Origin of the sequence: Acinetobacter sp. YH12126 (genome assembly GCF_013418745.1) — a bacterium.
In the GTDB taxonomy this organism is placed as follows: Bacteria; Pseudomonadota; Gammaproteobacteria; order Pseudomonadales; family Moraxellaceae; genus Acinetobacter; species Acinetobacter amyesii.
In genome coordinates this window covers 131,292-152,666 of the sequence record NZ_VPBM01000008.1, presented here as the reverse complement: position 1 = coordinate 152,666, position 21,375 = coordinate 131,292, and the positions used below count along the sequence as shown (strand labels likewise).

19 protein-coding genes and 1 pseudogene are annotated in these 21,375 nt (G+C 40.6%); 2 read left to right on the top strand and 18 right to left on the bottom strand.

Features of this window, described 5'->3' with window-relative positions; genetic code table 11:
* Window positions 1–231: 231 nt before the first annotated feature.
* On the top strand, window positions 232–1,188 hold the full coding sequence (locus FTU62_RS07850; protein ID WP_180102346.1) for an Arc family DNA-binding protein: 957 nt from the start codon (window positions 232–234) through the stop codon (window positions 1,186–1,188).
* A 50-nt stretch (window positions 1,189–1,238) separates the two neighbouring features.
* On the opposite strand, the gene FTU62_RS07845 is transcribed toward FTU62_RS07850, so the two are convergent.
* Complete coding sequence (locus FTU62_RS07845; RefSeq protein WP_180102345.1) at window positions 1,239–1,445, bottom strand: helix-turn-helix transcriptional regulator; 207 nt, start codon at window positions 1,443–1,445, stop codon at window positions 1,239–1,241.
* Between the two features lie 161 nt (window positions 1,446–1,606).
* On the opposite strand from FTU62_RS07845, the gene FTU62_RS07840 reads away from it, so the two are divergent.
* Entirely contained in the window at window positions 1,607–1,873 is a 267-nt protein-coding gene (locus FTU62_RS07840) for a hypothetical protein (protein ID WP_180102344.1), read from the top strand.
* A gap of 89 nt (window positions 1,874–1,962) precedes the next feature.
* On the opposite strand, the gene FTU62_RS07835 is transcribed toward FTU62_RS07840, so the two are convergent.
* The 17 genes and pseudogenes from FTU62_RS07835 to FTU62_RS07760 form a co-directional block, all read right to left on the bottom strand.
* Complete coding sequence (locus FTU62_RS07835; protein ID WP_180102343.1) at window positions 1,963–2,196, bottom strand: hypothetical protein; 234 nt, start codon at window positions 2,194–2,196, stop codon at window positions 1,963–1,965.
* Window positions 2,197–2,275: 79 nt separating this feature from the next.
* Window positions 2,276–2,641, bottom strand: coding sequence for an antitoxin Xre-like helix-turn-helix domain-containing protein (locus tag FTU62_RS07830; protein ID WP_180102342.1), 366 nt, complete (start codon window positions 2,639–2,641; stop codon window positions 2,276–2,278).
* Between the two features lie 170 nt (window positions 2,642–2,811).
* A pseudogene (locus FTU62_RS17385) lies at window positions 2,812–3,323 on the bottom strand (hypothetical protein).
* A 324-nt stretch (window positions 3,324–3,647) separates the two neighbouring features.
* Window positions 3,648–4,208 carry a TPM domain-containing protein gene (locus FTU62_RS07825; RefSeq protein WP_180102341.1) on the bottom strand — a complete coding sequence of 187 codons (561 nt, stop codon included), beginning with the start codon at window positions 4,206–4,208 and terminating at the stop codon, window positions 3,648–3,650.
* Entirely contained in the window at window positions 4,202–5,269 is a 1,068-nt protein-coding gene (locus FTU62_RS07820; protein ID WP_180102340.1) for a TPM domain-containing protein, read from the bottom strand. The genes FTU62_RS07825 and FTU62_RS07820 overlap by 7 nt, the downstream gene beginning before the upstream one ends.
* A 29-nt stretch (window positions 5,270–5,298) precedes the next feature.
* Window positions 5,299–5,889, bottom strand: a complete 591-nt coding sequence (locus FTU62_RS07815) for a LemA family protein (protein WP_078189372.1) — start codon at window positions 5,887–5,889, stop codon at window positions 5,299–5,301.
* 161 nt (window positions 5,890–6,050) lie between these two features.
* Window positions 6,051–6,935, bottom strand: a complete 885-nt coding sequence (locus FTU62_RS07810; RefSeq protein WP_180102339.1) for a metal-dependent hydrolase — start codon at window positions 6,933–6,935, stop codon at window positions 6,051–6,053.
* Window positions 6,936–7,176: 241 nt separating this feature from the next.
* Window positions 7,177–8,598 (bottom strand): FAD-dependent oxidoreductase, encoded by a 1,422-nt coding sequence (locus FTU62_RS07805; protein ID WP_180024289.1) that lies wholly within the window; start codon window positions 8,596–8,598, stop codon window positions 7,177–7,179.
* A gap of 69 nt (window positions 8,599–8,667) precedes the next feature.
* Entirely contained in the window at window positions 8,668–13,143 is a 4,476-nt protein-coding gene (gene gltB / locus FTU62_RS07800; RefSeq protein WP_180021664.1) for a glutamate synthase large subunit, read from the bottom strand.
* Between the two features lie 446 nt (window positions 13,144–13,589).
* Window positions 13,590–14,429 carry a hypothetical protein gene (locus FTU62_RS07795; protein WP_180088925.1) on the bottom strand — a complete coding sequence of 280 codons (840 nt, stop codon included), beginning with the start codon at window positions 14,427–14,429 and terminating at the stop codon, window positions 13,590–13,592.
* Window positions 14,430–14,436: 7 nt separating this feature from the next.
* Window positions 14,437–15,519 carry a 3-dehydroquinate synthase gene (gene aroB / locus FTU62_RS07790; protein ID WP_180102338.1) on the bottom strand — a complete coding sequence of 361 codons (1,083 nt, stop codon included), beginning with the start codon at window positions 15,517–15,519 and terminating at the stop codon, window positions 14,437–14,439.
* 14 nt (window positions 15,520–15,533) lie between these two features.
* Window positions 15,534–16,079 (bottom strand): shikimate kinase AroK, encoded by a 546-nt coding sequence (gene aroK / locus FTU62_RS07785; protein WP_078189378.1) that lies wholly within the window; start codon window positions 16,077–16,079, stop codon window positions 15,534–15,536.
* Window positions 16,080–16,115: 36 nt separating this feature from the next.
* Entirely contained in the window at window positions 16,116–18,248 is a 2,133-nt protein-coding gene (pilQ, locus tag FTU62_RS07780; protein WP_180102374.1) for a type IV pilus secretin PilQ family protein, read from the bottom strand.
* Between the two features lie 61 nt (window positions 18,249–18,309).
* The gene (locus FTU62_RS07775) at window positions 18,310–18,837 is read right to left on the bottom strand and encodes a pilus assembly protein PilP (protein WP_111884140.1); all 528 of its coding nucleotides are present in this window, start codon (window positions 18,835–18,837) and stop codon (window positions 18,310–18,312) included.
* On the bottom strand, window positions 18,837–19,610 hold the full coding sequence (locus FTU62_RS07770) for a type 4a pilus biogenesis protein PilO (RefSeq protein WP_180102337.1): 774 nt from the start codon (window positions 19,608–19,610) through the stop codon (window positions 18,837–18,839). Before FTU62_RS07770 ends, FTU62_RS07775 begins: the two co-directional genes overlap by 1 nt.
* Window positions 19,607–20,293: a PilN domain-containing protein gene (locus FTU62_RS07765; RefSeq protein WP_078189382.1), complete on the bottom strand. Its 687-nt coding sequence runs from the start codon at window positions 20,291–20,293 to the stop codon at window positions 19,607–19,609. Before FTU62_RS07765 ends, FTU62_RS07770 begins: the two co-directional genes overlap by 4 nt.
* Window positions 20,293–21,351, bottom strand: a complete 1,059-nt coding sequence (locus FTU62_RS07760) for a pilus assembly protein PilM (protein ID WP_078189383.1) — start codon at window positions 21,349–21,351, stop codon at window positions 20,293–20,295. Before FTU62_RS07760 ends, FTU62_RS07765 begins: the two co-directional genes overlap by 1 nt.
* Window positions 21,352–21,375: the final 24 nt, after the last annotated feature.

The following is a 21,375-nucleotide window of genomic DNA, read 5'->3' as shown; positions in this document are numbered from 1 at the left end:
CCTTAAATTGAGTTAAAATAAAATTCACTTGTGAATTTAATGATCTATTTTGCAACTGAGCTTCTTTTTTTAACCAAGTTTTTAATACTGGTGAAATACGCAGCTTAAGTTGTGTCGAGGAACTTGCTAGTTTCATTTGAACCACTTTGGTTTATTAAGTTGGTGTAATTAAATCCACAAATTGATTAGAATTGTTTTTAATAAGATTATCAACATTGGATTGTATTATTTATGTTAGCAACACCAGATGCTCAATTAAAAATTCGTGTCCCAAGTGACCTAAAACAAAAAATTGAGGAAGCTGCAAATCAAGAAAAGCGTTCAATGAACGCTGAAATCGTTGATCGACTTGAAAAAAGTTTTCATTTCGTAAGCCCTCTTGAAACCAACTCGAAAAATTTAAAACTTGCCCACTACCAACTCATTGATAGAAAAGCAGAAGTAGCGGAAAGATTAGCTTATAGCTTGAATCTGATTAATAGTTTTAAAATGAATGTAGTAAAATATTCACATATTGCTAAAATGTGCGGCTATGAAAATGCTGAAATTTTTTTAAACTGGCTACAAGCAAAGCAAGAGCCTTCTTTTGCTGAATTGGAGAAAATTGCAGCCTATTTATATTTTAATGAGGATTGGTTGGTGCACGGAGATGGACACCCAATTCCAACATCTCGCTGGAAAATTGAACATAATGTAGATTCAAACATTAAATCTTTATTTTCTTATATAGACCCTATTTCCAAACTTGAGTCTGAAGTTCAAGAAATTATTTTTGTTCGAGATACCTCTCAAGAAGGTAATTTACTTGTCATAAAGGTACTACAAGAATGGCGTGTTGAAGTACTAACTACCAATATTCATGTTTCCACTTACAATGGTGTAGGTGGTAGAAACATGTTGGAAGACTTTTCTCGTTTGTGCTCGCACCTATATAAATCAACAAAATACATAACAAAAACAAATTCTTATTTAATTAACAATCAATTATTTGAAAAAATTCTGACACGCGAAGAACACCCCTTAACTCTATTAAAGAAAGAACGTACAAGTATTTGGTGGGAAGCTTTTTGGAATGCTACGGATGCAAAAAATATTCGTAAGGATTTTTTAACTACATGGTATGACTGGGACCAAACATCTGATATCGCTATAAATGCTTTTTCTTCCAAAATTTGTGATAAAGATTAAGTGATTATTAATCATCATAATTTCCAAAGCACACTTAGTATAATCAGATTTTACTCATCGACATATTCAAATAAATCCTGCATAGTGCAATTAAAATATTTACACAAAGTATCTGCTACTGAAAGCTCAACCCGAATAGCACGATCATAATACAGGCTCGTCAAAGTATTACGGTTAATTCCAGTCGCTTGAGCAACCTCACTTAACTTTAAAATTTTACGCTCACCCATTAATATTGATAACTTACATCTAACCATAATAACTCAAAAAAAAATAAAATGACTTTCTGTAGGTTATTTCTACTTGCTAAATAAAAATTACCGTGCTAATTTTACCCTACAGCAGGTTATTTTTATTTATAAAAAATAAATTAACCTTTCTAAACATCATTATATATTGTTTCTATGGAAGCTAAGCTATGAATAACTATTTTTCCCCAAAATTCTCTGTTTCAGAAGAAATTCGCTCAACTGCCGTTGCTCTAATCAAAGAGTTCAATATTGACCGGACATTTGATTTGGCTTTATTTTTGAATGTTAATCCTAATTTAAATGATCAAGATGCAACTTTAGCATGGGTAAATCATTTTTCAAAAACTCAAAATGACCTCAATGATTTCAATCAAGTTCGACGCAACTTTATGAAAAACTTTCCCAAAATTATGTTTGCAAACTTTAGCGAATAAGCTATATAAAAGGGAGATGACGATCATCTCCCTGAATTTATATTGAGCCTACAAACAATCATTGCTGAGTATTTAATCAAATCTTAGAATTACGATTGGTTAGCATTACTTTTTACCGAATCCAATTTCTCTTCTTTTATAATTCTAAGTATACGAAAAAAACATACCTCACAGAGTTGAACCCTATATTTTTCACCATCATATGTTGAACCATAACCCCATTCGGCCTTAAGTTCCCCATAATTCAGCTGAGTAGACTTATCGCATGCATCACAAAGCACATCTGTGATAATTTCGACATGCTGTAATTCTTTAATTTCCATGTGCTACGCCATTTTAAATTCATGGTTACTTGTCAGTATGATGATTTACTGACTCATAGAATGAGAGTAATTAGCATCACTACTTTGCTCTTATCGATTCAATAAAATTAAGGATAGAAATCAATCCATCCATCGTTTCAATTTGATTAGCAGGAATACCTCCCGTCACTCGATTTTCTGAAGCTAGAAAGTGATTTATCCACTCCCTATCACCACCCGTCAAAGTATATAATGCTTGATATAGGCGAATCAGCAACAATGCTAATTTACCTTGTTTAGAGTTCGGATCTATTTCAGTCTGGTTTTGCAATTGGGTTATTGCTACGACATCCATACCCAGCACTCTTGCAAGCTGAGACTGACTAAGATGGAGGTGCTCAGCAGCTCTAAGTACCGCTTTTCCCAGTACAGCCTTTGAGGACGTCTGTTGTTCTGATAGTGTCATAACATCACCCCAAGCTCTTATTTTATTGGTCAAGCCTTAAACTTAAACCTAGCAATATCATAATCAGCTCCATCATTAAAGCCTCTCAAAAATATTACATGTAACCAATAGCTTCTACAAGATTCAGAGTAAATCATAAAATACGCTAAACTTGATTATTTGATTCAACTTCATTTGTTTAGCTTTTCTATGTAAGCATCGCATTTAGAAAACGAACCAAAATTATATTTTAACGCAGCTTCTATTCCTGCGGTTGCATATTTGATATGTTTAATTTCACGTTGATGAGCAAATACTTAAATCGCTGGATGTAACTGTTCTAAGCAACTCACATGATTGCTAAAGTATTTTAACATTTTGGTTTCGGCAAAATAAATTGCAGCAAACAATCGCCCATCTTTAAAGATGACAGCGGAAGATGCATCTAAACTATATACAGACCTACCTTCATAATACAAAGCCTCATCTGTTCTCAGTAAATAGGGGGCTGAGTAATTTTCAAAGTTAGATTGAAATTCTTGATGGTCGTGCTTTAACAGCTTTTGAAGTTCTGTCTGGATTTTTTGATTCCAAGCAATTTGAGAAATTGACGAAATACTGAATATTTAACTATGTCTAACGTTTGTGCTTGAGTAACTGTGGAAATAAGTAAGAGAAGAGCAAGGGAATATTTGTACTTCATAGTCAGATATAGTTTGTAGTTATTTTCTGATGTCCATATTGACTTACTTATGGATTGTTTATTTTATATGGACACTTATGGAGTATCGATAAGAGTGAAACCCTTTTGAACTGATTTCATAACATTCTCCACAAATGTTTTTTAATTTAATTATTTAATAAAGCTATGTAGCTTGTTTTATAAATAGCACAGAGCGTGCCAAGATTTATTATAGTGAAAATGACAGAAAAAACAGCACTTTAAAAAAATATTTTTATTTTTTGTAATCATTACGTCTCTTTTTGTGTTTAAAAGTGACGATTTGTGTCACTTTATCACCGTTTTTTAGCGCAGAATTATTGGCGCATTTCCAATTTCATTCGTTCTATCTACAGACTTCCCTGCATAAAAGTGATCCATCACATCACCAATCTCTTTTACACCAACCGTTAAAGCTATTCGGTATTGTTTATTTTGCATGTTTTGGATAATTCGCGCGCAAATAGCCTGCCACACTTGGGCATCGGTTGCCTGTCTCATCCCGCGATCAATGACAATTTCAACCTGACGTTCACATAAGTTTAAATAAAGCAAAACACCACTATTAAATTCTGTATCCCACACACCCAATTCAGCAAAGAGCTGTTCAGCACGTGCGCGGGTATTTTGATAATAGGCTTGGTTCGAAGGAATATGCCCTTCGATCACCACTTGTATTTCGCCCACATGGCCATGTTCAGCTTCTGTCACCGCCTGAGCAATCGCCTGCTGATCTTGCTTATTAAAAAAGCGGTTTGCTGCAGGCATATAAAAGAAGTGCTTCAACCAGCGTTTAAAACTTGGTTGCTGTATTTCCTGTGTTTTAGGACAGGTGACAATTTCTGTTGTTTCTGTTTTCGTTACCATGAACCTGATGCTCCCCCACCGCCAAAGCCACCACCGCCTCCGCTATAGCCGCCGCCACCAAAGCCACCACCTCCGCTACGGCCTCCACTGCCCCCACCACCAGCAAGGAACATTTGAAAAATGGTTTGAGCAATGGCAGTGATGAGTAGAAAGAAAATTGCTCCACCCATCAACAGACTGGTGAGTAGACCTGCACCGTTGACCAAACCCGCAACGGTACCTGCAACAGCAGCAGTTGACGCACTTAAGCGCTTACCCACAATAAAGGATGCAAAAATACCAATCACCAAAATGATGAGAACCGTTGTAAACGTTTTCTCTTTGGCTTGTTGCTCGTGTAAGGCTTGTTCCTGACGTTCTTTTAACTCTTGGGCTGCTTGAGCTGCAACTTCAGGGTCTTGATTTAAAATACGTGTTATTTCCGTTAAGCCAGCATCAATGCCTTGAGCATACTGAGCTTGCTTAAAATACGGCGTGATTTGATTACGGATAATTCGACTAACAATAATGTCCGGCATAATGCCTTCAAAGCCATATCCAGTCAGAATCTGTATACGACGATCATTCACAGCGATCGCCATCAATATCCCATTGTCACGTTTTGCTGAACCGAGTTGCCATTTTTCTGCAACACGCATGGCGTAATCAAAAATATCTTCTTGACCTGTGGTTGGCACAATCACGATGCCAACTTGTGCCTTGCCTTGTTCGTGTAACTGTAAAATTTTCTGGCTAATGGCTTGCTTTTCAGCAGCCGAAAGTAAATTTGCTTGATCAACTACCGGTTCATTTAGCGTCGGCAAGCCACGAATCGACTCGCCATCTGCCATATCATTAGCGATATTCGGCTGCTGAATTTTGATTTCAGGCTGTGCTATTGTATCTTTTTGCGTAGCTGACTGTTGATCTTTTAATATTTTACCGACAACAACTGTTTCAGCATCTACATCTGTAGCGGTGGCAGTTTCTGCATGTGTGAAACCCACCACACACAATAAGCATGCTAAAACCATGCGCTGCAACCACAACAAACCTGTATGTTTTAGCTCAAAATCCACCATCAGCCCACCTCACAATGCAGTGATGCCAATTAATTAAAATCAACTTTCGGTGCAGTTTGTGCACTTTGCTCTGCGCTAAAGTTAGGCTTAGTATCCATGCCGATGACTTTAGCTGTCATCACTTGCGGGAACTGGCGTGCATAGCCGTTAAAGTCTTGTACCGTAGTAATGTAGCGATTACGTGCGACAGCGATCCTGTTTTCAGTGCCTTCAAGCTGTACCTGTAAATCACGGAATTGCTCATTGGCTTTTAAGTCTGGATAATTTTCCGAGACTGCAATTAAACGAGAAAGTGCGCTGGTCATCTGCGCTTGCGCTTCTTGATATTTTTGGAACAGTGCTGGATCTTCTAAAACTTCCTTATCCACTTTTAAGCCCGCAACATTGGCACGTGCTTGAGTCACTTCGGTCAGCACTTGTTCCTCATGTTTCGCGTAACCTTTAACCACATTGACAAGATTCGGTACCAAATCTGCACGGCGTTGATATTGGTTTTGCACTTCAGACCATGCTGCTGTAACGGCTTCGTCTTTAACTTGTAATGTGTTATAACCACAACCACTCAGGGTCAACGTACTGACTAATGCGATTGCGAGCATGCTTTTTTTCATTGAATTCATAACCCTTAACCTCAAGTATTTATTTGTAATTGTTTAAATAAATTCATTCTAACCTTATTTTTCGAATGAATTATGTATTTTCTTTGTGATTAAACTGATCTACTCGAAAAATATTTAGCATAAAAAAAAGCCCATAACTCGGGCTTTTTTAACATTTTGAATTAACTATACAATTGCGGTGTAATTTCAGTCTGAAAACTTTCCATTTGATATTCATCAGCAAGGCGTTCTTTCCAATATTTCACGATCTGACTGTAATCAATTTCGCTCGGATGAAATTCTGCTTTGTAATATGACAAATATTCTGGCGTCAATTGAATAAACATTTTTGCCAATAAATACGCCCCGAAAATATTTCCGCCCAGCTTTGGCAAACTTTTTTTCTTATCCTGCATAAATAGCTTAGTTGCAGAATAAAACGTGAGACTAGCAAAACCTGTGGTCACACTGCGCATAATCATGCGACGTATTTTATCATCACCATAGACATGCTGATATACATCGAATGCCACTGCGCGATGCTCAATCTCTTCAATCGCATGCCACACCCAAAGTTTCACCGCATCATCATCTAAAGTACTGAGCACTTCAGGATGTCTTAAAATATAACCACCGAGCAATGCGGTAAAATGTTCAAATGCACAGGTGATTGCAAGTTGAATCTTTGGATGTAAGTTTTTTACATAGCTGTCTTTACGCGCCAGCCATGCTTGGAAACGATCTAAATTATAGCTTTCACTGCGCCAAGCATCGTTAAATTCAGCATGGGCTTTGGAGTGCATCGCTTCTTGCCCAATGAATGCCGCGATCTCAGCTTGCAATTTTTCATCACTGACTTTATCGCGTACATTACGCACGCTATGCACAAAGAATTGCTCACCAATGGGAAAGGTCGATGACAATGCCGTCAACAAATGCGACATCACCGGTGAGTTGGCAAAATAATGCCGACGAATCGCTTTAGGATTGAATTGTGCTCGACGTACCGTAATGCCAATGGCTTTAGGACGATTTAGATATGTTTTTTGTGTCGTCACTTGCGTCATGGTCGCTTCCTAAGATTTAGATCATGATCGCAGTATGTAATTCCTAAGCTCTTTCACACATGGCAAAATGTGCTAGCACATTTGCATAATTCACCATTCTAAAGCACTGTCTGACAACTTTTCAGCGTATTTATCTGCAAAATCCATTTACGTGTCATTTGAGGTAAATTCCAAAAAATAAAAAACCCGCCGAAGCGAGTTTTTTTGAATAAATCCAATGCAATCACTGGCATGTCATGACTTAAACATCTAAATAGTCAAGAATACCTTCGGCAGCTTGGCGACCTTCCCAGATTGCGGTTACCACAAGGTCAGATCCACGTACCATATCACCGCCGGCAAAAATTTTCGGATTCGATGTTTGGAACTTAAATTCTTGCTGTTCAGCAGCAATGACGCGACCTGAACCATCCATACTGATGTTTGATGTAGTAAACCAATCTGCGGGGCTTGTACGAAAACCAAAGGCTAGCAATACTGCATCTGCTGGTAAAATTTCTTCTGAACCTGGAACTGGCTCAGGGCTACGACGACCGCGACTATCAGGCGCACCAAGCTGTGTAGTCACAACTTTAACACCCGTTACTTTGCCATTTTCACCTACAATTTCAATCGGCTGACGATTAAATTGGAAATCTACGCCTTCTTCTCGCGCATTTTTCACTTCACGACGTGAACCCGGCATGTTTTCTTCATCACGACGGTAGGCACAGACAACGGATTCGGCACCTTGACGGATCGAGGTACGGTTACAGTCCATCGCGGTATCACCACCACCGAGAACAATCACTTTTTTGCCTTCCATGCTGATGTATTCAGATGGATCTTTTTCCCAACCTTGCGTACGGTTGACATTGGCAATCAAGAAATCCAGTGCATCATGAACACCAACAAGGTCTTCACCCGCGAAACCGCCCTTCATGTAAGTATAGGTTCCCATACCCATGAATACAGCGTCGTAATCAGCCAAAAGCTGATCAATCGTCACATCTTTACCAATTTCAGTATTTAGACGGAATTCAACGCCCATGCCAGAGAAAATCTCACGGCGACGTTTCATTACGTCTTTTTCCATTTTGAATTCTGGAATACCAAATGTCAGCAAACCACCAATTTCAGGACGCTTATCAAATACGACTGGCTTCACACCATTACGTACAAGAATATCTGCACAGCCAAGGCCAGCAGGACCTGCACCAATAATCGCAACTTTTTTGTCTGTCCACTTAACGTGTGACATATCTGGGCGCCAGCCCAATGCAAAGGCTGTATCGTTAATGTATTTTTCAGCATTACCAATGGTGACTGCACCAAAGCCGTCATTTAGCGTACATGCGCCTTCACATAAACGGTCTTGCGGGCACACACGACCACAAACTTCAGGCAAAGTGTTGGTTTGATGACACAATTCTGCTGCTTGGAAAATGCGACCTTCTGCAATCAGTTTTAGCCAGTTTGGAATGTAGTTATGTACTGGACATTTCCATTCACAATACGGGTTACCGCAACCTAAGCAGCGGTGTGTTTGGTTTTTTGCAACTTCAGCTGTAAACGGTTTATAGATTTCCACAAATTCTGCTTTGCGGACAACTAGATCTTTTTTCTCTGGATCTTGGCGTGCTACATCCAGGAACTGAAAGTCATTATTTAGGCGCTCTGCCATGTCTCTCTCCGTGGGTAGGTGTAAGCATGTTTGGACTTACACCTGCCTATCAAATCTGCAGTAGTGGAATTATTGTGGATCAGCTTGAGTTGTTTTCAACAAAGTCTGCAAATTAGCAGCTTTTGGTTTCACAAGCCAGAATTTGCGGCTATAGAAGTCAAACTCGTTGCGGATCTTATACGCCCAAGCACTACCTGTTTCTTTAATATGTTCATCTAAGATACGGCACAAGAACTCTTTGTGTTCTTCCATCGATTCTGTAGAGATACGGTTCAATTCAATCAGTTCGTGGTTGTAATGGTCAACAAAGTCATTGTCGAGGTCGAGCACATAAGCGAAACCGCCTGTCATACCCGCACCAAAGTTATGACCCACTTTACCCAATACAGTCACGATACCACCCGTCATGTATTCACAGCAGTGGTCGCCTGCACCTTCAATCACGGCAAACGCACCTGAGTTACGTACAGCAAAACGCTCGCCTGCTGTACCTGCAGCAAACAATTTACCGCCTGTTGCACCATACAAACAGGTGTTACCAATAATCGCAGTATTTTGCGTTTGGAATGGTGAACCTTTCGGTGGGAAGATCGAGATACGACCACCAGCCATACCTTTACCCACGTAGTCATTCGCATCACCCTCTAGGCTGATGTGTAAACCGCCGGCGTTCCAAACACCCAATGACTGACCTGCAGTCCCTGTTAATTTAACTTTAACAGGGTGCGCTTCCATACTGAGGTTGCCATAACGTTTTGCAATCTCACCCGAAATACGCGCGCCAATTGAACGGTCACAGTTACCGATAGTGAAGCTATATTCACCGCCTGTGCCTGCTTCAATCGCTGGCAGCATTTCAGCTACCATTTTCTCAGCCAATAAACCTTTATCGAATGGTGCATTACCTTGTACTTCACAGTACTGTGCTTTGCCTTCAGCCGCAGGATGCGATTGGAGCAATGCGCTCAAATCAAGGTGTGCATGTTTTTCAGTTTCACCCGGAAGCATTTCCAGTAAATCTGTACGGCCAATCAAATCTTTCAGACTTGCAACGCCTAGCGCTGCTAACCATTCACGTGTTTCTTCCGCAATAAAGTGGAAGAAGTTGATCAGCATTTCAGGCTCACCGATATAGTGTTCCTGACGTAAATGATCTTGTTGTGTTGCAACACCGGTCGCACAGTTGTTTAAGTGGCAAATACGTAGGTATTTACAACCCAATGCGATCATTGGCGTAGAACCGAAACCGAAACTTTCAGCCCCTAGAATCGCTGCTTTTACAACGTCTAGACCTGTTTTCAAACCACCATCAGTTTGTACACGTACTTTACCACGTAGGTCATTTACGCGAAGTGCTTGATGCGCCTCGCTCAGACCAAGTTCCCATGGTGAACCTGCATGGTGAATTGAAGAAAGTGGAGAAGCCGCTGTACCACCGTCATAACCAGAAATGGTAATGAAGTCTGCGTATGCTTTTGCTACACCTGCCGCAATCGTACCAACACCCGGCTCAGAAACCAGCTTAACGGACACCATCGCCTGTGGGTTAACCTGTTTTAAATCGAAAATTAACTGTGATAAATCTTCGATTGAGTAGATGTCGTGATGCGGTGGCGGAGAAATTAATGTCACACCCGGTACTGAGTAACGTAAACGTGCAATTAAGCCATTCACTTTACCGCCCGGCAACTGACCACCTTCACCTGGTTTTGCACCTTGCGCCACTTTAATTTGAAGGACTTCTGCAGAAGTTAGATATGCAGGGGTCACACCAAAACGGCCAGATGCAATTTGTTTGATTTTCGAGTTACGGATAGTGCCGTAACGCGCTGGGTCTTCGCCGCCCTCACCCGAGTTCGAGCGACCGCCAATGGTATTCATTGCGATTGCAATAGCTTCGTGCGCTTCAGGTGATAAAGCACCTAAAGACATCCCTGCCGAGTCAAAACGCGGCAGAATTTCTTCTACGGATTCAACTTGATCGAGTGCAATCGATTGATCTGTTTTCAGCTTGAATAAGTCACGAATCGTCGCGATTGGACGGTTATTCACTAGCTCTGCGTATTCTTTAAAGTCCGCATAATTACCAGAACGCACAGATTTATGCAGCGCATTGATCACGTCTGGGTTAAATGCGTGATATTCCTTACCGAATACAAATTTAAGCATACCGCCTTGATCGATTGGCTTACGTGATTTCCACGCCAAATCTGCCAATTTTTTCAAGTCATTTTCTAGATCAGAGAATGTTGCGCCTTTAATACGACTCGGTACACCCGTAAAGCATTTTGCAACCACTTCATCAGAGAGGCCGACTGCTTCAAACAGCTGACCGCCACGGTAAGAGGCAACAGTAGAAATACCCATCTTAGAAAGTACTTTCAATAAGCCTTTCTCAATACCTTTACGGAAGTTCGCTTGCGCATGAATTGGGTCACCCAGCAACTCACCTTTGGCGATCAAGTCATTAATCACGTCATATGCAAGGTAAGGATAGATCGCTGTCGCACCGAAACCAAGAATCACCGCAAACTGATGCGCATCACGCGCCAAACCAGTTTCGACAATGATGTTGGCATCTGTACGTAGACCCACATTGATTAAATAGTGGTGAACCGCACCAGTTGCCATCAATGCATTTGCAGGTAAGAAACCTTGACGAATTTTCTTATCAGACAATACAAGTAAAGTTTTTCCATCGCGAATCGCTTGCGCAGATTCTTCACAAATACGTGCGATAGCAGCTTCTAAGCCTTCATCTTCTGCATAGTTCAGGTCGATGTCTGCAATTTCGTAACCTTTACGACCAAGAGTACGAATTTGATGCATTTTCGAATTTGACAGTACTGGGCTTGAAATGATCAGACGATCTGCATGCTCTGGACCTTGTTCAAATACATTTTGTTCACGGCCGAGACATGTCTCTAACGACATTACGATCGATTCACGTAATGGATCGATTGGCGGATTCGTAACCTGAGCGAACTGCTGACGGAAGTAGTCAGACACATGGCGCACCTGACGAGACAATACTGCCATTGGCGTATCATCACCCATTGAGCCCACGGCTTCCTGACCACTTTCAGCGATTGGACGAAGCAATTGGTCACGTTCTTCAAATGTCACCATGAACATTTTTTGTGAAGCTTTCAGGTCATCGCCTTTTAAGCCTTGATCACATAAATATTCTTCCAGCTCTGGACTGCCTTGTACACGTACTGAGTTTTCACGTAACCACTGACGGTAAGGACGCATACGTTTGAGGTGATTACTCACATCTTGAGTATCGAGCATTTTGCCAGTAAAGGTATCGATCACCAAAATTTGACCCGGACCGACACGACCTTTAGACACAACGTCTTCAGGTTCATAACCCCAAACACCAATTTCTGATGCCAAAGTGATGTAACCATTTTTGGTAATCACCCAACGTGCTGGACGTAAACCATTACGGTCAAGCATACAAATCGCATGACGACCATCTTGAATTACCAGACCTGCTGGACCATCCCAAGCTTCCATATGCTTCGAGTTGAATTCATAGAATGCACGTAAATCCGCATCTAAAGTTTCAACGTTTTGCCAAGCTGGTGGAACCAACATGCGTAGCGCACGAAACAAGTCCATACCGCCACCAACAAGGATTTCCAGCATATTGTCTAAGCTTGAAGAATCCGAACCTGTACGGTTTACGATTGGATTCAGCTCAGTTAAACCCGGCAATAATGGGTTTTCAAATTTTGGTGTACGCGCCATCGCCCAGTTACGGTTTGCGGTAATGGTGTTAATTTCACCATTGTGCGCCAAGTAACGGAACGGCTGTGCCAAAGGCCAACGCGGTAAGGTATTGGTTGAGAAACGCTGATGGAATACCACGATGTGTGACTTTAAACGCTCATCAGCAAGATCGGTATAGAAGTCAGCAATGGCTGCTGGCATCATCAAACCTTTATAGCTGATCACAGTTGAGCATAAAGTGGTTACATAGAAGTATGGGTCAGCAGTCAGTTGTTGTTCTGCACGACGACGTGCCATCACCAACTTACGGTTGAATTCAACCTCTGAAACACCCATTGGGCAATTCACGATAATTTGTTCAAATGCAGGTAATGACTGCATCGCGATTGAACCCAACGCATCGTTATTGGTTGGCACAACACGCCAAGCGATGACTTTACAGCCTTCGTCTTCGATTTCTTTGGTTAAAATTTGTTTTGCATGTGCGGCTAATGCAGGGTCTAGATTTAGAAATACCGTACCCACAGCAAAGATTTCACTCAATGTAATGTCACTGAGTTTTTTCGCTTCTTCACGGAAAAATTCTTTTGGCATAGCAAGGAGTAGACCACAGCCGTCACCGGTTTTGCCATCTGCGGCAATACCACCACGGTGGGTCATACAACTTAAACTATGCATTGCGGTTTTAACGAGATCATGGCTTGCATCACCCTGCATATGGGCGATTAAACCGAAACCACAGTTATCTTTAAACTCATCCGGTTGGTATAAACCTTGAGCGGGAGCTACAGTATTAGGCGATGGCATGTGCATAGCGTACCCTTCTTTTCTTTACAGCTCTTTCGAGCACTTAACAAACTAATTTCTCGTTGCGATTCGTCTTAACTTACTCACATGAATTGTTCTGTCGAGCAAAATTATTTCTTATTCACACCCTTAAGATAAACCGAATTCATCTTTGATGCATGAATAAAAAGTCAAATTTTCTGCTTTTGCAGTTCAGATCAGGGATAACGACTGGATTAATGACTTCGCACTTTTATCGAATCATTTTCGCGCCAAAACAGGGAGAAAAGTTCAATTTACGCACCAATCAAGCAATTTATATGCCAACTTGATGCATTTTCTCCTAAGATGGCTGATTACAAGCATTTTTTAGTTATAACAAATTATTCAAATTGTTCTTTTTTTATTTTATGCACTTTTTCTGTGCAGTTTAGGCTTTTCCTAAGACGTCTTGCGCTATTTTAGAACTAATTAAATGGATCGGTTACTTCTTGTTCTACCGGTGCAGGTTTTGGACGTGGTGCATCTACACTACTTTGTGATTTTTGCACATCAATCACATTTCCTTCAGCATCACGACGAGTCACCGTAGTACTTGTCGTTGCATTAGTTGGTGTTGTTACCGTCGCTGCAGCCGCTGCTTTTCGTGCAGCGATTTGGGCTTCATCAATTTTCGGTAAAGGCACAGATTTTAATTTAACAGCATATAACTTTTGACTCGACGACATTTCTTCCGTGCCCAAATCATTCACATATGCTTGATATTGTTTAAATTCCACAACCTTAGGTTTAATTGATGCAGGCAAAGCAATATTGAGGCTCGACATTGCAGTTTTCGCATCATTTTGCGAGGAATATGGTCCTGTTAAAATGACGTATTGCTCAGGATGGTCTTCACCAGAAAGACGTAGATAAATAAATTTGTGACGCTCAGGCTGCTTGCGTAAAAAGCTTTTTAAAATATCTTCTTCAGAAACCCTAAATAATTCAATACCATAAAGCTTGGCAGAATCATTGATAAATTTAGTGCCGCGGAATTCTGGTTCATGTTGAGCTGTAGCAACCACACGGGTCGTCATATCAAGCGGACGCACTTCGTCATTTAATGCACCAAGATGGGACATTGCTGCCACTTTCTCTGGCTGAATTTGTAAATCGACTTCGGTTTCCGCTTGTTTTTCAACTTCAACCAATTCTTTGGTATCTGTAATCGCCCAAAAAACCAATGCAGCGAACAGACACACAGCCCCACCCACCAACCATGTGTAGTGATGAACTTTTTGCCATTGAGACTGCCGCGCTGCCATGATGTACCTACTCTGCCTGATTTGCCAAAATTGCCTGTTTCATTAATTCGACATCAAACTCTTTGGTGATGATGGCCTGACCTAATGATTTGAGTAAAATAAGTCGTAATTGCCCATTCAATACTTTTTTATCATGGGACATATACGCCAAAAATTCCTCTAGCGGAATTTTAGGACAAACTATCGGTAATTGTGCACGTAAAATGATTTTTTTTGTACGCTCTAAATCTTCAACTGTGATCCAGCCCATACGATGGGACAAATCTGCAGCCATCACCATCCCTGTTGCAACGGCTTCGCCATGTAACCATTCACCATACCCCAAGTATGATTCAATCGCATGACCAAAGGTATGACCCAAGTTTAATAACGCACGCTCACCTTGTTCTTTTTCATCATTGGCCACAATACGCGCTTTATGGGCACATGAACGATAAACCGCTTCAGCCAACAAAGTTGCATCACCTGCAACTAAAGCATCCATATGCTGTTCAAGCCAAGTTAAGAATTCAACATCACCCAACAACGCATATTTGATCACTTCAGCCAAACCTGCAGAAAGTTCACGCGTTGGCAAAGTTTTTAATTGCGCCATATCCGCAAGGACCACTTGGGGTTGCTGAAAGGCACCAATCATGTTTTTACCTAGTGGATGGTTAATCCCTGTTTTGCCACCAACACTTGAATCCACTTGAGAAAGTAAAGTCGTCGGCACTTGAATAAAATACACACCGCGTTGATAGCATGCAGAGGCAAAACCGGTCATATCTCCAATAACACCACCACCTAATGCCAAAACCGTACAATCGCGGTTAAAGCCTTCTTCAAGCAAGGCATCAAAAATTAAATTCAAATGGTCTAAATTTTTATACTTTTCACCATCAGGCAAAATACATGTCGCAACAGTTTTCCCTAATGCCTCAATTGCTTCTACATAATGTTTTAAATAGAGCGGGGCCACTGTGGTATTAGAAACAATCATTACTTGTTTACCCTGAATATAAGGCTCAAGTAAAGTTTGTGGATTAAGGTCACTCCCAATAAAAATAGGGTAGCGACGATCACCGAGTTCAACATGTAAGGTTTGCATGAATTTAACCTTTTCTAACGAGATATATTTTGTGAAACAATTAAATTAAAAATTTTTTGCGCAAGATCTCTCGCGGCACCTTGATTGGTTTCAATAATATAGTGCGCGACTTCACGATAAAGAGGATCACGGGCAGCCAATAAATCTCGTAGCTTTTGCTCTGGATTTTCCACTTGAAGAAGTGGGCGATTTTTGTCGCGGTAGGTTCGTTGTAACTGAATTTCCACCGGAGTATATAGATAAACAACAATACCACGTTGTTTTAAAAATTCACGATTTGGGGGCTGAGTCACAGCACCACCGCCAGTCGCCAAGACCAGTTGTTTCTTTGCAGTTAACTCATCAATGACATTCGTTTCACGACTTCTAAAGCCTTTTTCCCCTTCCTTTTCAAAAATCCAAGGAATGGTCGCACCTGTTTTACGTTCAATTTCATGATCACTGTCTAGAAATTCACGTCCTAACAATTCTGCTAAATGTCGCCCTACGGTTGTTTTTCCTGCCCCCATTGGCCCTACCAAATAGATATTTGGTAGGGTTTCAAACTCTTTGCTTGGCAAGGAGTCACCTATTTCTTTTGTTAAATTGAAAATATATTAATGATTTCTCGTAACACTGTCATTAACAATTCGCGGAGTAACAAAAATCAGCAACTCATTTTTTGCATCGCTTTTCGTATCTTTACGGAATAAGCGACCAACATAAGGAATATCACCTAAGAACGGTACTTTAGTTTGCTTACTTTGTGTTTCCTGATTAAAAATACCGCCGAGCACAACAGTTTCACCATTGTTGACTAAGACATCGGTATTAATTTCATTTTTATTCAGGATGATTTCACCATTTTGTGCATAACCTGCTGGTGAGTCGCTCTTGATATTCAGCTTCATTTGCACTTTACCATCTGGAGTAATGCTAGGCGTGACATCCAAACTTAATAAAGCTTCTTTAAACTCGGTAGAAGAAGTCGCATTTGAACCTGTACCCGTTGTGGTTTGATACGGAATTTCTTGTCCCGAAGCCACTTTCGCTTGTTGTTTATCCGCTGTCAGTACCTTTGGTGTAGAAATGACTTCACCATAACCATCTGCTTGTAAAGCAGAAAGCTCTAAATCCAACATAAAATCAGAAAGACTGATTAAGCCGAACGCAATTCGACTGGCACCTGCAGTAGTCACCCCTAAGTCCACGTTTAAGTTACTTGGACGTTGAATCGTATATTTCCCATCATCATCCGGTGTTTTTAAGTCCCAAAGCGTAGTATCACTACCACCCACCAATAAATGGTCATTTTGGTTAATCCCTTGAGACAAGAGACCCCATTTCACACCCATTTCTTTGGTAAAGTCGGTAGAAGCTTTTACAATACGTGCTTCTACCATCACTTGTTTTACCGATACATCTAAAAGATCAATCATCTTACGAATTTGATCAATTTTAGTAGAGGTATCATTAATTATTAAAGTATTAGTCCGGGGGTCAGTTGAAACTGTTCCACGTGGGCTAAGCAAACTTCCGACATTTTCACCAGTATAATCATTACTATTTGATGAGTTTGAGTTTGAGTTTGAGTTTGAGTTTTTAGAATTCCGACCTTCTGTAATAAGTTTTTCGACGTCTGTTGCCTTAGCATAACTGAGTTGAATGTATTCAGTTTGAAGAGGAGCTAGCTTTACACTTTGTGCAATCGCTTTCGCTTCTTCTTCTTCCGCTTTAATCAACTCAGATACAGGCGCAATCCAAATCACATTACCATTACGACGTTTGTCCAAATTCTTGGTTTTCAATACGATATCTAGTGCTTGATCCCAAGGCACGTCTTTCAAACGAAGTGTAATATTTCCTTGAACCGTATCAGCAGCAACCATATTGATTTCAGTAAAATCAGCCAAAAGTTGCAGCACACGACGTACTTCAATATCTTGGAAGTCTAATGAAATCTTCTTACCGGTATAATGATTGGCAGCTTTAGGACGTAATGGATTCTTATCTTCCGGACGTTTCAAACTTACCGTTAATTTATTATCAGTTTGGTACGCCATATATTCATAGCTGCCCGTCGACTGAATGGTAATCACACCATTACCGCCATCATTATGTGCATCTACCGTTGCAACAGGTGTTGCAAAATCATTGACATTTAAACGGCGAGTCAAATGTGCAGGTACTTTATTGCCTAAAGTACGGATCACCACTTTACTGCCTTGCTGTTGAACATCAACGGGGGTATTTCCCCCCAGTAAATCAACAACAACTTGACCTTCACCATTAGAACCACGGTGGAAACCAATATTTGAGATGCCCTGTTGCTGACGTTGTGCTACAGGCTGTACATAATTTGCAGCTTGTGCAGAGTTGATTTTTAAAATAAAGGTATTACCTTCAACACGCGTGGTAAAAGCGCCAGCATTGGCTAAATTCACAGTTAAGCGCGCACGTTGTGCATCCGAACTCACATCCACAGTGCTCGCTTCAGCCGTTGCAACAGGAATTGAACTTTGTTTTAAATTTTGCTGTGCTTTATCAAAGTCTAAAACCAATCGTGATGGTTGATCGAGTTGATAAGCTTGTGGTTGCGGCGGCAAGCCATTAAACATCACGCGAATTTCAGTCCCTTGACCTGGAATTTGCATTGGTACCACATTGGTTACACTCACCTGAGCATTGGCAACTTGCATCATCGCCATTGCAACAGCCCCCATCGAAAACTGACGAAACACATGATTCATTGTATTGCCATCCCCAAAAATAAAATCTTGTACACTATTCTTCATTTTTATTCCTTTAAGCTTAAGGTGCTGGTCCAATTAATATGAGACTTCTAGGACGCTCTACATATCCTTCTCGCCCATCCGGAATAATCTCAATCAAATCAATTTGAGTCGGGGTAATATTTACCACTCGACCATGATTGAGCCCCATATAACTTCCACGTTGAATACGCTCAACTTCACCATCAGGTGTCTGAATCAAGGCTAATATTTGCCCAGATTGGTTACGCATACTACCCTTCATATTCAGGGTTTCGAGTGCATAACTCTCCAAAGGTTGAGGCTGACGGCTCAAGTTTGGATAAACACGCTTACCTGCCATGATTTTAAGTTCTGCTGCCAATGAACTTGGCAAGAACGGACTTTTTAAAGAATGCGCCGCATAATTAAAAGTTTCGACAGGTACAAAATCTGGCGCTGGTTCAATCGCTAGTGGAGCTTGATTGCGTATATTTGCCATCTCTTGATTGACTACATCAATTCGTGATTCGCAACCTGCTAAAAAGAAAACAGCAAGAGAAGCAAATGTGAACTTAGTTATTTTCATTACTTCGCTCCCTTACTTTTCTTTGAAGTATTCATAGATTTATTTTTACTATCCTGAGCACCTTTCCCATCCGTGCTATTTGCCCCAGCATTAGATGACTGCTCAGCATTCCCTTCATAACGATATGTTTTTGCAGAAATCACATAGTCAATTTTTGGAATATCTGAGTTCTTTTCTTTATTTTCAGTTGCTGTAATCGTTAAATTATGCAAAGTCACAATCCGTGAAAGCCCCGCAATACTACTTACAAATGAACCAAAGGCGTGGTAATCACCTGTTGCCTCAATATGAATTGGCTGTTCCGTAAAGAACTCTTGCTTCACTTCAGGCTCAAGACGAATAATTTTAAATTTCAATCCAGAATTCACGCCTGTTAAGTTGATATCTTCAACCAAACCTGGAATTTCAGTTTCTTTCGGCAATTGTTCTAACTGTTGATTAAAACGTGCTTCCATATCCTGCAACTGCAATTGATATTGTTGCAAATTACGTAGTTTTGAATCTTTTTCACGAAACTCATTTAACAAATTTTGTTCTTGTGCATTGGCACTTGAAATAGCTTCAATCTTGCCTTTAATCGCCAAGAAATAGCCCAAAATTGCCACAAGGATAATGATAAAAATCCAACATGTAATTTTGACTGAAATTGGCCAACTACCATAGTTATTCGGATCTAGCGTATTGAACTGCTGTACAAACTTATCAAAAGTCATTTTCTTTTTCGGAATGACCACAGCATCTTGATTCAATTGTTCAAATTCATCACGACTCATTTTGCAGCCTCCGGAGTTGGTGTTGCTGCAGTTTGTGCGTCAGATGTTTGCGCCGATGAAGCTGACTGTCCTGCATTTGCTGCTGGATCATTAATGGTCGGCTGCGCAATTTGCTCCAAATCAGCAGTCACAGTAAATGCACCATAAGATTCTTCTACGCGAGGAACCACTGACGTCGGTGCTTTGTCTTTTTTCTCTTCCGCCACAAGGAATGAGCTCATGAAGGCATTACGATACCAAGGTGATGCTTCCAAATTACGCAGTAGATCTGCAACAGTGTTTGGACTTTCCGCACGCCCTTCGATCATAAATTTGTCGCCATTACGTTCAAATTTTGTGATGTACATATTGGCAGGTGTCACACGAACCAATTCATCTACAAGATGTACAGCGATTGGACGTTGACCTTGTAAGCCTTGAATCAACTTCATTCGTTCAATAATGGCATTACGCTGTTCTTGTAAACCATCCAAAGACTTTAATTGAACATCTAAGTTTTGGTTATGACTGATAATCAATTGGTTCGCTTGTTCTTGATCTTTTAATTTGTGATCAAAGTACAACCATGTTAAACCAACCCCAATTACCCCAATTAAGAAAGCCCCAATACAAAGTGCAATAAATTCTTTTTTTCGTTTCTCTCTTAGCTCATCACGCCAAGGGAGCAAGTTAATTTTTGCCATTAATCAAAACTCCTCAATGCTAGACCGCATGCCACCATGAGTGATGAGGCATCATTTTCAATTTTTTTAATATCAATTTGAGGTGAAAAACCCATTTGTAAGAATGGATTGGCAATCGTGACGCGGTAACCCAATTTTTGTTGAAGTAGTTTTGCAAGCCCCGGAATATTGGCATTCCCCCCTGCCAATAAAATATGATCAATTTCGTTGAACTGTGAAGATGAGAAGAAGAACTGTAAAGAACGCGCTGCTTGTTGAACGACAGCTTCTAAGAAAGGTTCTAAGACTTCAACATCATAATCATCTGGCAAAGCACGTGTTTTTTTCGCACGACCCGCTTCTTCGAAAGACAATGCATAGCGATTTTGAATTTCCTGTGTCAATTGTTTGCCACCAAACACTTGCTCACGGGTATAAATCACTTTGTTATTCTGCATGACAGATAAGGTCGTCATACTATGACCAATATCTAAAATACCCACGGTATTTACACCCATTGGCAAAGTATCTGAGAAAACTTTAAATGCATTTTCAATTGCAAAGCTTTCTACATCGCCAATTTTTGGTGTCAGACCCGCAAGCTGAATAACTTCCGCACGCGCTTCGACATTTTCAATACGTGTAGCGACAAGTAAAACATTGACACGATTTGGATTAGATAGACGATCCGGCAAGACCTCAAAATCAAGGCTTGCTTCATCCAATGGGAACGGAATATATTGCTCAGCATCATCACGAATCTGAATTTCACGTTCATCATCATTCATATCTGCATCCATTTCGATGATTTTTGTAATCACCATCGACGTTGGAACCGCCAAAGCTGCATTGGTCGTCTGTGTATTGGCCAAATTAATTGCGCGCTCTAAACAGTCACCGACAGCTTCCGGATTCAATATGTTCTTTTCAACAACACTTCCTTCTGGTAATGGGACCAAAGCATAGCTTTCTACCCAATACCGCCCACTCTTTACAGAAAGTTCCAAAACCTTAACAGAAGTCGAACTAATATCTACTCCTATTAACCCCTTATTTGGCTTACGATATAACCTGAGCACAATATAATTCCTATTATTTTTTTA